This window comes from Kitasatospora sp. NPDC089913, from assembly GCF_044748625.1.
Taxonomy (GTDB): domain Bacteria; phylum Actinomycetota; class Actinomycetes; order Streptomycetales; family Streptomycetaceae; genus Kitasatospora.
Genome location: NZ_JBIVGI010000006.1, coordinates 281,894 through 294,744, shown reverse-complemented (window position 1 = coordinate 294,744; position 12,851 = coordinate 281,894). Strand labels below are relative to the sequence as shown.

Below are 12,851 nucleotides of genomic sequence, written 5' to 3'. Positions count from 1 at the left end.
ATGCCCATGCACTGGAAGCTCGTCATCGATGCCGCCGACCCGCACCGCCAGGCCGCCTTCTGGGGCGCCGCACTGGACTACACCGTCGAGGACCACAGCACACTGATCGGCAACCTGCTGTCGGCCGGCGCGGTCACCCCGGCCCAGGTCACCGAGGTCGACGGCCGCCACGCCTGGCTCACCCTCGCCGCCGTCCGCCACCCCGAGGACCCGCACGACCCCGCCTCCGGCACCGGGCTCGGCCGCCGCATCCTCTTCCAGCGCGTCCCCGAACCGAAGCAGGGCAAGAACCGCCTCCACCTCGATCTCCACCCCGGCCCGGACGCCCGCGCCGCGACCGTCGCCCGCCTGGAGTCCCTCGGCGCCACCACCCTGCGCGAGGTCGCCGAACCGGGCGGCTCCTGGGTGGTCATGCAGGACCCGGAGGGCAACGAGTACTGCGTCCACTGACCTCCGCCCACCGCGCCCGCCCCGCCCCGCCCGACCAAGGGGCGGGCGTGACCTGCAGAATCACGTCCCATGACCGATCCGACCGACTGACCGCCCCGGGACCCGGAAGCGGCCGCGGGCTCCACGCCGCTCCGGCACGGGAGCACCGCCGTCGCCCCCCCCGGCCGGTTCTCCGGCGTCCGTGCCTTCGCCCCCCCGGCCGGCCCGGGGGCCGGGAGGACGGAAAGCCGAGGGCCCTCCCCGCAGTGCGGGGAGGGCCCGGGACCGAGCGGCGTCCGGCCTCAGAGCAGGCCGAGGGCGGGCATCAGGTAGTAGAACGCGAAGACCGCCGACACCGCGTACATCGCGACCGGCACCTCCCGGCCCCGGCCGGCGGCGAGGCGCAGCACGCAGAAGGCGATGAAGCCGAAGCCGATGCCGTTGGTGATGCTGTAGGTGAACGGCATCATCACGATGGTCAGGAACGCCGGGATCGCGATCGTGTAGTCGGCCCAGTCGATCTCCTTGATCGAGTTGGCCAGGATCAGGAAGCCGACGGCGACCAGGGCGGGGGTGGCGGCCTGGGCGGGGACCATCTTGGCGAGCGGGGAGAAGAACAGCGCCACCATGAAGAGGGCGCCGGTGACGATCGAGGCGAAGCCGGTCCGGGCGCCCTCGCCGACGCCCGCGGTGGACTCGACGAAGCAGGTGTTCGCGGAGGAGGAGGTCGCGCCGCCCGCCGCGGTGGCGATGCCGTCGATCATCAGCACCTTGTTGATGCCCGACAGGTCGCCCTTCGCGTCCAGCAGGTGGGCCTCGTCGGCCACGCCGAGGATGGTGCCCATCGCGTCGAAGAAGCAGGACATCAGGACGGTGAAGACGAAGAGGACGCCGGTCAGGACGCCGACCTTCCCGAAGCCGCCGAACAGGCTGACCTCGCCGACCAGGCCGAAGTCGGGCTTGGCGACCGGGCTGCCGGGCCAGGCCGGGACGGTCAGGCCCCAGGCGCTGTCGGGCAGGTCGGCGAGCTTGTCGATGACCACGGCGACGACGGTCATCACCGCGATGGAGACCAGGATCGCGCCGGGCACCTTGCGGACGATCAGGACCAGGGTCAGCAGCAGGCCGAGCACGAAGACCAGGACCGGCCAGCCGAGCAGGTGGCCGCCGGTGCCGAGCTGGAGCGGCACGGTGGTGTGGGCGGCGTCGGGCATCCGGGTGACGAAGCCGGCGTCGACCAGGCCGACCAGGCTGATGAACAGGCCGATGCCGATGGCGATGCCCTTGCGCAGCCCGAGCGGGACGGCGTTCATCACCCGCTCGCGCAGACCGGTGGCGACCAGGATCATGATCGCGAAGCCGGCCAGCACCACCATGCCCATCGCGTCCGGCCAGGTCATCTTGGGCGCGAGCTGGAGGGCGACGATGGTGTTGACGCCGAGACCGGCGGCCAGGCCGATCGGGACGTTGCCGATCACACCCATGAGCAGCGTGGTCAGACCCGCGGTGAGCGCGGTGGCGGTGACCAGCTGGGTGTTGTCCAGGTGGGCGCCGGTCATGTCGGTGGCGCTGGCCAGGATGATCGGGTTCAGCACCAGGATGTAGGCCATGGTGAAGAAGGTGGCGATGCCGCCGCGGATCTCGCGCGGCAGGGTGGAGCCGCGCTCGCCGATCCGGAAGTAGCGGTCCAGAGCGCCGGTCGGGGGCTTCGGCGCGTCGGGCTGGGCGGGCTCGGGCGACTCGGTGGTCGGCTGGGCCACGGGCATGCTGCGTCCTCTGTGGGGGCGGAGGAGAGAGGGGGAGCCGCCCGGGCGACTGTGGCCGGGCGATCCGGTCGGACGGGCACGAAGCACGATGTCCTGGGCGTGCCCCGAACAACCGGAATGACAAGTATGAGTTCCGCTGTCGCCCGTTCGCTATCTTCGCGCGTAGACAGAAGGGGACCGGAACGTCCCCGGACAGTCCGCGCAGGAAATCGATCGAACGCCCGCCGCACCCGTACCCTAGGGCCCATGCCCAAGACGCCGACGCACCCCGCTCCACCTCCGCTGGAGGCCAATGACGTCGCGATCGTCGGCGGCGGGACGGTGCTCTGGTTCGTGGCGTTCGTCGTCCTGCTCCCCTTCTGGGGGACCCTCTCCGACCACGGCCACGGCAACTGGCCGTGGATCTGCCTGGCCGGCGGCGGCCTCGGTCTGATCGGCCTCTGGTACTGCCGGGCCCGCCGGGACGCCATCGCCCGGAGCCGGGCCGCCGAGGCCGGGGCGACGGGCCCGACGGGCACCGCGGAGGCGGCCGAGCGGGCACCGCGCACGGCCCCCGGGGGGAACGGCGGGGACCCTGCCACCCAGTCGGACTGAATAGTCCTTTAGTAGCACGCATCGGACATAAGGCACCCGTAGAGTCGGTGCCATGACGCAGCCTGCGCAGCCCGCCGAGGACCGGCCGACCGCGGCCCCGGCCACCGGGGAGAAGCCCGACGGGCAGAGGCCCGACGGCGCCCACCCGCTCGGGCTGCTGCCCGGCCGGCGCGGCGGGCTCACCGCCGCCGAGGTGGCCGAACGGGTCGCCCGGGGCGACGTCAACGACGTACCGGTCCGCTCCAGCCGCTCCACCAAGGAGATCGTCCGGGCCAACGTCTTCACCCGCTTCAACGCGATCATCGGCGTGATGTTCGCGATCATCCTGGTCGTCGGCCCGATCCAGGACGGTCTCTTCGGACTGGTCATCGTCGCCAACACGGCGATCGGCATCATCCAGGAGCTGCGGGCCAAGAAGACCCTGGACAGCCTCGCGCTGATCGGCGAGGCCAGACCCCAGGTCCGCCGGGACGGCACCGTCGAACAGATCGCCGTCGGCGAGATCGTGCTGGACGACACCGTGTTGCTGGGCATCGGCGACAAGGTGATCGTCGACGGCGAGGTCACCGAGGCGGACGGTCTGGAGATCGACGAGTCGCTGCTCACCGGCGAGCCCGACCCGGTCCTCAAGCAGCCCGGCGACCAGGTGATGTCCGGCAGCTTCGTGGTGGCCGGCGCGGGCACCTTCACCGCCACCAAGGTCGGCCGCGAGGCGTACGCGGCGCAGCTGGCCGAGGAGGCCAGCCGGTTCACGCTGGTGAAGTCGGAGCTGCGCAGCGGCATCGACAGCATCCTGCGGTTCATCACCTGGCTGCTGGTCCCGACCGCGGTCGGTCTGATCATCAGCCAGCTGGCCGTGGAGGGCCGCGACTGGCGCGAGGCGGTCCGCCGGATGATCGCCGGGATCGTGCCGATGGTGCCCGAGGGCCTGGTGCTGCTGACCTCGGTGGCGTTCGCTATCGGGGTGATCCGGCTGGGCCGCAAGCAGTGCCTGGTCCAGGAGCTGCCCGCGATCGAGGGCCTGGCCCGGGTGAGCACCGTCTGCCTGGACAAGACCGGCACCCTCACCGAGGGCGGCATGGACCTGGTGGACCTGCGGATCCTCGGAGCCGACGCGGACGGCGGGGACGCCGGGGCCACCGACGAGCGCGGCAGGCTGGACGACCGGGGCACCCTCGAGGAGACCGTCGAACAGGCACTGGCGGTGATGGCCGGGGCCGACGCCCGCCCCAACGCGTCCATGCAGGCCGTCATCGACGCCTACGGCGACGGCCGGGACGCCGCGGTCGGCGGCCCGCGGTCCCCGGACGGCGACGGCCCGGAGGCCGGCCGGGGCGCCCCGGGGGCCCGGGGCGGCTGGCGGGTGATCGAGGCGATGCCGTTCTCCTCCGCCCGCAAGTGGAGCGGGGTCCAGCTGCTGGAGCCGCGCGGCGGCGAGGCCAGCTGGCTGCTCGGCGCGCCGGACGTCCTGCTGCCGGCCGGCCACCCGGCCCTGGCCGAGGTCGACGAGCTGGGCGCCCAGGGCCTGCGGGTCCTGCTGCTCGGCCGCACGCCCGTCCCGCTGGACGCCCCGGACCCGGCCGCCGGACTGCGCCCGCTCGCCCTGGTGGTGCTCCAGCAGCGGCTGCGCGAGGACGCCGCCGACACCCTGCGCTACTTCGAGAGCCAGCAGGTCGAGGCGAAGGTGATCTCCGGTGACGCGGCCGTCTCGGTCGGCGCGGTCGCCGCCCACCTCGGGCTGCCCGGCGCCGACCACCCGGTGGACGCCCGCACCCTGCCCGGCGAGCCGGAGGCGCTGGCCGACCTCGCTGAGCGCACCACCGTCTTCGGCCGGGTCACCCCGCAGCAGAAGCGCGAACTGGTCGGCGCGCTGCAGTCGCGCGGGCACACCGTGGCGATGACCGGCGACGGCGTCAACGACGTGCTGGCGCTCAAGGACGCGGACATCGGCGTGGCGATGGGCAGCGGCAGCGACGCGACCAAGGCGGTCGCCCAGATCGTGCTGCTGAACAACTCCTTCGCGGTGATGCCCTCGGTGGTCGCCGAGGGCCGCCGGGTGATCGGCAACATCGAGCGGGTGGCCGGGCTGTTCCTGGTCAAGACGGTCTACTCGGTGCTGCTGGCACTGCTGGTGATCTTCACCCACTCGCCGTACCCGTTCCTGCCCCGGCACTCCACCGTGCTGTCCACCCTGACGATCGGGGTCCCGGCCTTCTTCCTGGCGCTCGCGCCCAACAACGAGCGCGCCCGCACCGGCTTCGTGCGCCGGGTGCTGCGGCTGGCGGTCCCGGGCGGCATCATCGCCGGTACGGCGACCTTCACCGCGTACGCGCTCGCCCGGGCCGACCACGCCACCGACCTCGAGTCGGACACCAGCGTGGCCACCCTGACGCTGTTCCTGGTCGCCATCTGGGTGCTGGCGATCGTCGCCCGCCCGTACAACTGGTGGCGGGTGCTGCTGATCGCCACCATGTGCGGCTGCTTCACGCTGGTGATGACCGTGCCGTGGCTCTCCGACTTCTTCCAGCTCTCGCTGTCCGGCACCCGGGACCCGTGGATCGGGGTGGGCATCGCGGTGACCGCCGGACTGGTCCTGGAAGTGGTCTGGCGGATCATGCGGCGCCGGCTCGATGATTGAGCCACGAACCGGAGGGGTTCGGACGACGGGGGGTACCGCGATGGGGCGCAGGGGCGGGGAACTGGAGGCCTTCGCGGCCTTCCTGGGCGGACTGCTGGTCACCGGGCTGCTGGCCGGGCTGCTGGTGGGGGCCGGTGCGCTCGCGCGCGTCGAAGCCGGTCCGCTGCTGACCAAGGCGGTGGCGGCGGTACTCACCGCCACCTGGGTACTGAGCACCCTGGCGCTCTACCTGCGGATGATCGCCCGCGGCCGGACCCGCTCCGGCTCCCGCTCCTGACCGACGGGATCCGGACGCGCCGACGGACCGGAGGCCGGGACCGGACGCACGCTCCTCGCCGCGCCCGGCCCCGCCGCCCCGTCAGCCCTCGTAGTCCCGCGCCGCGGACAGCTCGTAGGCCCGGTCCGGCTCGCTCAGCGCGGCCAGCACCTCGAACCGGCGGTGCCACTGCCCCACCGACCAGGCCAGGCCCGCGGCCAGGCCCTCCGGGGTCGCCGCGTGCAGCAGCCCGGGCACCGGCGGCAGCTCGAACTCGTCGTCCTCGTCGGCCTCCTCGGCCGACTCCGGGTCGTACGGCGCCTCCGGGGTGTCCGCCGCACCGTCCCAACGCCAGTCGACGGCCGCCTCCTCCCCGTCCGGCCCCACCACCAGCAGCTCCTCGTGCTCCTCGTACGCCACCGGGCAGCCGGGCAGCAGCTCCCGCACCACCGCCGGCACCCGGTGCAGCGCGCCCTCGGAGAGCACCCGCCCGCCGGCCACCTCGCTGGCCAGCGAGACGTGCAGCCGCTCGGCGAGGTCCGCCGCCAGTGCCGGGGCGACCGGCAGCAACGGGTGGTCGTGCAGCAGCTCGACCAGGTCGGGGGCGTCCGCGACGACGGCCTCGGTGGCGTCCACCACCACGGTCCGGTCCGGCCTCCGCCCGGTGGCGCGGTCCATCGGCGGGACCGCCCTGACCACGTCCAGCGCCTCGATCCGGTCCGTGCCGACCCGGGCCAGCGCGCTGAGGATGCCGTGCAGCTGGCGGTGCCCGATCTCGGCGTCCGGATCGGTGAGCCGGTCCAGCACCTCGTCGGGACCGTGCGGCTCGGCGAGCAGCGCGGTCAGCGTGGTGCGCACGCCCAGCGCGTGCAGGAACTGCTCGTCCAGGGTGGTGCGGGCCTCGTCGTAGAGACCGCGCAGCAGCGGGTCCGCACCGGCCGCGCGCAGCCCGGCGGGCTCGCGGCCGTCCAGCACCGGGTGGTCGCGCAGCCACCAGGCGGTGTACGGCGGCAGGTCGGTGTACGAGCCGTCCGGCAGCAGGGTGCGCACGGGGGTGACCACGGCGTCCCGGTACGGCGGGCGGGCCAGCGTGGCCAGCGCCTGCGGCCAGGCGTCGTCGTCCACCAGGTCCAGGTCGCGGACGGCGAGCAGCTCGGCGGCGACCGGCGGCACGCCGATCGCGTCCGCGTCATCGGCGTGCAGGGCCTCCAGCGCGTCCTCGGCCCAGTCGGCCAGGCCGTCCGGTGCCTCGTCGATCAGCCCGGTGGGGTGGCCGCCGGCCGCCCGGTCGGCGGGCGCGGTGGGGTCGAGCCGCTCCAGGTCGTCCGGGTCGAGCACCACGTCCTCGGCCCGGACCAGCACGAACCCGGCGAGCACGCCGACCGCGGCGAGCACCTCGGGGCCCCAGCGCTCCAGCAGTTCGTCGTCCACCCAGGCGGCGTCGTCCTCGCGCGCCAGCGCAGCGAACGGGCTGTCGGGCAGCAGGAGTTCACCGGCCCGGGCGGGCTCGCCCTCGTCGTCGAGCAGGGCCAGCCGGGCCAGCCACGGGTGCTCGCCGGGGGCCGGGGCGGCCGCCCGGACGAGCGCCAGGACGGCCTCGGCGAGGTCGGCGGCGGCGTCCGGGTCGTCCTCGGCCAGCTCGTAGGAGCGCAGGACGGCGGCCCGTACCTCGGGCGTGTCCAGCACCCCGGCGGGGGTGGCCGCACCGGCGCCCAGCTTGGCCAGCAGCGGGTGGGCGGCCTCCGGGTGGGCGAGCCGCAGGTCGAGCACCGCGAGCGCGTCGGCCAGCGCCTCCGGGTAGCCGGGGAAGGCCGCCCAGTCGGCGGCGTCGGAGGGCAGCAGGACCCGGCGCGGCCCGGTCACCGTCCGCCCGTCGGCGAGCGGCACCGGCAGCGCGCCGAGCGCCTCCGGGTCGGCGCCGCCGAGCGCCGCGTACAGGTTGCGCCACCAGGCCGGCTCCCGGTCCAGGCCGCCCAGCTGGTCGACCACCTCGGCGAGCGGGACCCGGCGCACGTTCAGCACCCGCAGCTCGGTGCGGCGTTCCAGACCGGCCGGCAGCAGGCCGGGGAAGATCGGTGCCAGCGCCTCGACCACCGATCCGTCCGCGCCCTCCAGCAGGGTCGCGTCCCGGGGCCGCAACGCCGGGGTGCCCTCCTCGACCGGCGCCGGGTGCGGCAGGAACGGCGTCCCGGGCAGCCGGGACAGCACGGCGGCGCGCAGCGCGTTGTCCAGCGCGCCCCGGCCGAGCGGTCCGGGCACCAGGCCGAGCGAGCCGAGGTCGCCGCCGCGGGCGCGCAGCAGTTCGGCGTAGGCGTCGGCGGCCCGCTCGGTGAGGAAGTCGGCGAGCGCGCCGGGGGCGACGTGCCGGCGGGTGGAGTCCAGCGGGTAGGAGGCGATCAGCAGCGCGGGCAGGTCGAGCGGCTCGTCGCTCGGGGTGGGCGCGTGCAGCACCGGGGCGATCGCCGGCCGCTGCGGGTCGCCGTCGTCGGAGACCGGCACCGCCCAGGTCACGGTCCAGTACGGGCGGGTGCGCTCCTCGGTGGGCCGGTCGGCGAGCAGCCCGGCGTCGAGCGGTCCGGCCGCCCCGACGGTCTGCCAGACGGTGCGCCGCAGCTGCCCGTCGGCGTCGTCGGTGATGGTGACCTCGCTGATCTCCGCCCCGGCGGCCGAGCCTCCCGGCGCCGGGAGGGCCGCGTCCGGACGCGGCCCGGCGGCCGAGCGGGTCAGCGTGCGGGTGCCCTCCGAGGTCTCCACCACGACCTCGGCCAGGCCGGGCAGGGTGAGCAGCAGCGCGTCGTCGATGCCGGCCAGCAGTCGGCGGGTGAGGTCCTCGGCGGCCGCGTCGCGCAGCGGCAGCACCACCACCGTGTCGTACCCGTCGGGTGCGGGGCCCTCGGCGGCGAACGGCAGCCGCAGCAGCGGCACATGGCCGTCCCGGCGGCGCAGCTCCTCGTCGAGCACGGGCTGCGCCTCGGCCAGCGACCTGGCCTCGCCGAGCGACCAGCGCACCCCGCCGGCCGCGCCGAGCACGGCGGGCTCGTCGGTGACCGCGAGCACGGCGGCGAAGCCGACCCCGAACCGGCCGACGGTGCTGTCCCGGTCGCCGCGCTTGGAGGAGGCACGCAGGGTGGAGAGCGATTCGACGGCCGCCGCGTCCAGCGGCGCACCGGTGTTCGCGGCGGCCAGCACGCCGTCGGCCAGGGTGAGCCGGAGCCGGCCGGGGCCGTGCCCGGCCCGGACCGCGGCGTCGGCGGCGTTCTGCGCCAGCTCGACGACCAGCCGGTCGCGGTAGCCGCCGAGGGCCAGCTCCTCCTCGGCGTTGGCGTCCTCCCGGAACCTGGCCGGGGAGGCGGCCCAGGCGTCCAGCACCCGGCGGCGCAGTTCGGCGCTGCCGAAGGGGTCCGCGAGGCGCTCGTCCGTGCCGCTGCCGAGAATCCGAGGTTCCACTGGACCTGCCGCCTTCCGCCGCCCTGTTGTGCCCTACGGGGGCATTCTTCCCTGCCGCGGGGACAGCGCCGGACACACCCCCGGGCCGGTCGCGCGGCCGTGCCGCGGGCGGGAACGACGACGGCCCGCCCCACCGGGGTGGGACGGGCCGCCGGACGTGACGATCTCCGGGAGTCAGGAGTGGCCGAGCTCCTCGGCGGGGGCGTCGGGCTCGACCGAACCGGCGAGCCGGTCGGGGTGCAGCGTCAGCGGCTCGACCACCAGCTCGTCCAGGATCAGCGCGGCCGGCGCCGGCGGGGCCGGGATGACGGCCGCCTCGGAGTGCCCGCCGCAGCCGTAGGCGAAGGAGACGATCTGGCCGTCGGCCGGACCGAACTCGTTGCCGCAGACCCCGAACGCCTGGCCCAGCGAGCCGCCGATGGGGATCAGGAAGCCGCAGGTGACACAGCCGGCCGGGGCGGACTGCGCCATCGGCGTCTGCGCGCCGTGCGCCTTCTCCCAGCGGTCGGCGGCCAGGTGCAGGCCGAGCCGGGACAGCACCCGGCTGCGGCCCATGCCCAGCTCGTCGGCGACGGCGCGGATCTGCGCCCGGACCGGGGCCGGCTGGACCTCCGGGTCGTCGCTGACCAGTACGTCCTCCTGGGCGGCCTGGGCCACCGCGGAGTTCGGCGCGGGCTCGTCCTCGCCGGTCCAGCCCGGCTCCAGCCGCACGTCGTCGGCGTCGGTGGGGAGCAGGTCGCCGGGGCCCATGTCGCCCGGGCGCAGCCGCTCGCTCCACGGCACCCACTGCGGGGCCAGGACGGCGTCGGGGCCGGGCAGCAGTACGACCTCGTCCAGCGTCACGTTCTTGGCCCGCGGCGCGCGCGCCACCGTGACCGCCCAGTGCCAGCCGCGGTAGGCGGCGTCCAGGCACTCGAAGGTGTGGGTCACGACACGGTCGGTCTCGGCCTGGACACCCAGGTGCCCCCCGACGGTCTCGGCTCCGACGGCGTCCTCGGCGGCCTGGCGGGCGAGTTCGACGGCCTCGGCACAGAGCCGATCAGGGGTACGGCTTCGCATCGCTGCACTCACGGCGTCGATTCTCTCCCATTTCTTCTGTCGCCCACGGCGAGTTGCCTTTTCCGTCGCGGCTCGGATTCCCTCGTCCATTCTGCGCGACTGCGGCCTGCCGCGGATACCGGCCGCGCCGCTGGTCCGGTCCGCCGGCGCCGGTGGGCACTCGGGCGGACTCTGGGCAGGCTACCCGCCGGTCGGCCACCGGGCACAGTCCGGGGCGTTCCGGAGTGGATCCGGGGCGTCCGGGACGGGAACGGCGGCCCTCGCTCGCGCGGCGCGGAGCGGAATCCCGCGTCGTCCTCCCGATTCTGGGGCAGGATGGGCATGTGGCGGACGAGAAACCGTCGCAGCACGCACTGCGCGCCTCGCAGACCGGCAGCCCCGACGAAGCGAACGCCGTGCCGCGACAGCAGTCTCCGGTCCACGCCGCGGGGGAACCGCGGTCGGTGGACCCCTCCTCACTGCCCGCCGCGGACCCGGCCGGTGCCCCCGCGGACGGACCGGACGGCCCCGCCCCGGCACCCGTGGGCACGGCGGCGGGCGGTGGCCAGGAGCCGCCGGACGACCGGGACGGGCCGGACGGGCACCACGAGCAGGACGACGGCGACGGTGACGGCGAGGAGCCGCGCCGGCACTTCCTGGTCCGCACCGCCTCCGCCGCCGGCTCCCGGACCGGCAAGGTCGTGCACGGCACCGGCCGCCGGATCCGCCGGGCCACCGCCGCCGAGGGCGCCGGCGAGTCCGGCCTGGCCAAGCTGATCGAGCTGCACGCCCTGAACGCGTTCGGGGACATGCTCATCACCGTGGCGCTCGCCTCCACGATCTTCTTCTCGGTGCCGACCGGCGAGGCCCGCGGCCGGGTGGCGCTCTACCTCCTCGTCACCATGGCGCCGTTCGCCCTGCTGGCCCCGGTGATCGGCCCGCTGCTGGACCGGCTGCCGCACGGCCGCCGGGCCGCCATGGCGATGTCGATGCTGGCCCGCGCGGTGCTCGCCTGGACCATGGCCGGTGTGGTGACCGGCGGCGGGCTGGCGCTCTACCCGGAGGCACTCGGCGTCCTGGTCGCGTCCAAGGCGTACGGGGTGGTGCGCAGCGTCGTGGTGCCCCGGCTGCTGCCCAGCCGGCTGTCGCTGGTGAAGGCGAACTCCCGGGTCACCCTGGCCGGGCTGCTGGCCACCATGGTCGCGGCCGGGGTGGGCGGGCTGCTGCATCTGATCGGTCCCGGCTGGCCGCTGCGCGGCGCCTTCCTGGTCTTCGTGGCCGGCACCCTGATGGCCTTCCACCTGCCGCACACGGTGGACTCGGCCAAGGGCGAGCAGCGGGCCGTGCTGCACGCCGAGGAACACCCGCCGGGCCACCACGGCGTCCTGCACGGCCGCGGCGCCCCCGCGCCGGAGCCCGCCGCCGGGCAGCGGCCCAAGGCCTCGCTGCGCACCGTCGGGCCCTCGGTGATCCTGGCGCTGCGGGCGATGGCGGCGATGCGCTGGCTGGTCGGCTTCCTGGTGATGTTCCTGGCGTTCCTGCTCCGCGAGGAACCGGTCGGCGGCCTGCAGCCGACCCTGGCGCTCGCGCTGGTGGCGCTGGCCGCCGGGACGGGCAACGCGATCGGTTCGGCGCTCGGTTCCTGGCTGCGCCCCCGCAGCCCGGAGATGACGGTCACCGCGATGCTGCTGCTGGCCGGCTCCGCCACCGCCGCCGCCGCGCTCTGGTACGGCACCGTCACCGTGGTGACGGTGGCCGCGACCGCCGGGACGGCGGCCTCGCTGGGCAAGCTGTCGCTGGACGCGCTGATCCAGCGGGACGTGCCCGAGTCGGTGCGGACCTCGGCCTTCGCCCGCTCGGAGACCCTGCTCCAGATGTCCTGGGTGGCGGGCGGGGCGGTCGGCATCCTGTTGCCGCTGAACGGCGCGCTGGGCCTGTCGGTGGCCGCCGCCGTGCTCGGCGCGGTGCTGCTGTGGACGCTCCGCTCGCTCCTGCGGGTGGGTGTGCGCCACCGGCGCGCCGCTCCCCGGGTGGCGTGAGCGGCCGCCCCGGCCGGTGGCGGGCGGCCCGTGCCCGGGCACAACACGCGGTTGCCGACCCCCGCGTAGCGTGATCGCCAAAGCCCGGTAGCCTCTGACGCATGAGCCTCAGCACCCGCGTCATCGCCGGCCTCGGCGCCGTCGTCGTCATCGCCGCCGGCACGGTCGGCGGGTCCATCGCCTTCGCGTCCGACCAGCACGAGATCAGCGACCACCGCGTCACGCTGGTCGTCGGGAACTCCTCGACGGTCAAGGACCCCTTCTGCTTCAACGAGGGCAAGCCGCTGACCGAGCAGCAGCAGGAGGAGTGCCAGGACAAGGCCGGCAAGGCTCTGGACGAGGGCACCCTCCCCAAGTCCGACGTCACCATGAGCGACCGGATCGGCGTCGGTGTGAGCCCCGACGTGGCCGACCGCGGCTGGTGGGCCAACACCAACGGCGGCGGACAGGCGCAGGGCGGCCGGTTCATCCTGGCCACGGCGGCCAAGGACGCCACCTACTCCGGCTCGGTGGCGGCCAGCAAGGCCCTCAACGCCTCCGGCAAGACCCTGATCACCGTCGTCGAGAGCGACCCGAAGCAGCCGGACGCGATCTACGGCGTGTGGTACTTCCAGCTGAACACCCAGGACAGCTGACGGTCGACC

9 protein-coding genes are annotated in these 12,851 nt (G+C 74.9%); 6 read left to right on the top strand and 3 right to left on the bottom strand.

The window, feature by feature from the left end; genetic code table 11:
• Positions 1-6: 6 nt before the first annotated feature.
• On the top strand, positions 7-450 hold the full coding sequence (locus ACIPYS_RS12700) for a VOC family protein (RefSeq protein WP_400745867.1): 444 nt from the start codon (positions 7-9) through the stop codon (positions 448-450).
• A 281-nt stretch (positions 451-731) separates the two neighbouring features.
• Here the strand turns inward: ACIPYS_RS12700 and ACIPYS_RS12695 are convergent, their stop codons facing one another.
• Positions 732-2,195: an NCS2 family permease gene (locus tag ACIPYS_RS12695; protein ID WP_400745766.1), complete on the bottom strand. Its 1,464-nt coding sequence runs from the start codon at positions 2,193-2,195 to the stop codon at positions 732-734.
• A gap of 246 nt (positions 2,196-2,441) precedes the next feature.
• Between ACIPYS_RS12695 and ACIPYS_RS12690 the strand changes: the two genes are divergently transcribed.
• The 3 genes from ACIPYS_RS12690 to ACIPYS_RS12680 are packed head-to-tail and all read left to right on the top strand — an operon-like array spanning position 2,442 to position 5,704.
• On the top strand, positions 2,442-2,789 hold the full coding sequence (locus tag ACIPYS_RS12690) for a DUF2530 domain-containing protein (protein ID WP_400745764.1): 348 nt from the start codon (positions 2,442-2,444) through the stop codon (positions 2,787-2,789).
• 52 nt (positions 2,790-2,841) lie between these two features.
• Positions 2,842-5,427: an HAD-IC family P-type ATPase gene (locus tag ACIPYS_RS12685; RefSeq protein WP_093860900.1), complete on the top strand. Its 2,586-nt coding sequence runs from the start codon at positions 2,842-2,844 to the stop codon at positions 5,425-5,427.
• Between the two features lie 40 nt (positions 5,428-5,467).
• The gene (locus ACIPYS_RS12680) at positions 5,468-5,704 is read left to right on the top strand and encodes a hypothetical protein (RefSeq protein WP_093860901.1); all 237 of its coding nucleotides are present in this window, start codon (positions 5,468-5,470) and stop codon (positions 5,702-5,704) included.
• Positions 5,705-5,785: 81 nt separating this feature from the next.
• Here ACIPYS_RS12680 and ACIPYS_RS12675 read toward each other — a convergent pair whose 3' ends face one another.
• On the bottom strand, positions 5,786-9,130 hold the full coding sequence (locus ACIPYS_RS12675; protein ID WP_231978616.1) for a sacsin N-terminal ATP-binding-like domain-containing protein: 3,345 nt from the start codon (positions 9,128-9,130) through the stop codon (positions 5,786-5,788).
• Positions 9,131-9,304: 174 nt separating this feature from the next.
• Positions 9,305-10,189, bottom strand: a complete 885-nt coding sequence (locus ACIPYS_RS12670) for a DUF3027 domain-containing protein (RefSeq protein ID WP_093860902.1) — start codon at positions 10,187-10,189, stop codon at positions 9,305-9,307.
• Positions 10,190-10,824: 635 nt separating this feature from the next.
• On the opposite strand from ACIPYS_RS12670, the gene ACIPYS_RS12665 reads away from it, so the two are divergent.
• Both ACIPYS_RS12665 and ACIPYS_RS12660 read left to right on the top strand, forming a co-directional pair.
• The gene (locus ACIPYS_RS12665; RefSeq protein WP_400745864.1) at positions 10,825-12,207 is read left to right on the top strand and encodes an MFS transporter; all 1,383 of its coding nucleotides are present in this window, start codon (positions 10,825-10,827) and stop codon (positions 12,205-12,207) included.
• A gap of 101 nt (positions 12,208-12,308) precedes the next feature.
• Positions 12,309-12,842 carry a hypothetical protein gene (locus tag ACIPYS_RS12660; RefSeq protein ID WP_093860903.1) on the top strand — a complete coding sequence of 178 codons (534 nt, stop codon included), beginning with the start codon at positions 12,309-12,311 and terminating at the stop codon, positions 12,840-12,842.
• Positions 12,843-12,851: the final 9 nt, after the last annotated feature.

What these genes read in the sequence shown, in the direction of transcription:
- ACIPYS_RS12660 (WP_093860903.1), top strand. Translation starts at nt 12,309, where the DNA reads ATGAGCCTCAGCACCCGCGTCATCGCCGGCCTCGGCGCCGTCGTCGTC.
- ACIPYS_RS12685 (WP_093860900.1), top strand. Translation starts at nt 2,842, where the DNA reads ATGACGCAGCCTGCGCAGCCCGCCGAGGACCGGCCGACCGCGGCCCCG.
- ACIPYS_RS12695 (WP_400745766.1), bottom strand. Translation starts at nt 2,195, where the DNA reads ATGCCCGTGGCCCAGCCGACCACCGAGTCGCCCGAGCCCGCCCAGCCC.
- ACIPYS_RS12700 (WP_400745867.1), top strand. Translation starts at nt 7, where the DNA reads ATGCACTGGAAGCTCGTCATCGATGCCGCCGACCCGCACCGCCAGGCC.
- ACIPYS_RS12670 (WP_093860902.1), bottom strand. Translation starts at nt 10,189, where the DNA reads ATGCGAAGCCGTACCCCTGATCGGCTCTGTGCCGAGGCCGTCGAACTC.
- ACIPYS_RS12690 (WP_400745764.1), top strand. Translation starts at nt 2,442, where the DNA reads ATGCCCAAGACGCCGACGCACCCCGCTCCACCTCCGCTGGAGGCCAAT.
- ACIPYS_RS12680 (WP_093860901.1), top strand. Translation starts at nt 5,468, where the DNA reads ATGGGGCGCAGGGGCGGGGAACTGGAGGCCTTCGCGGCCTTCCTGGGC.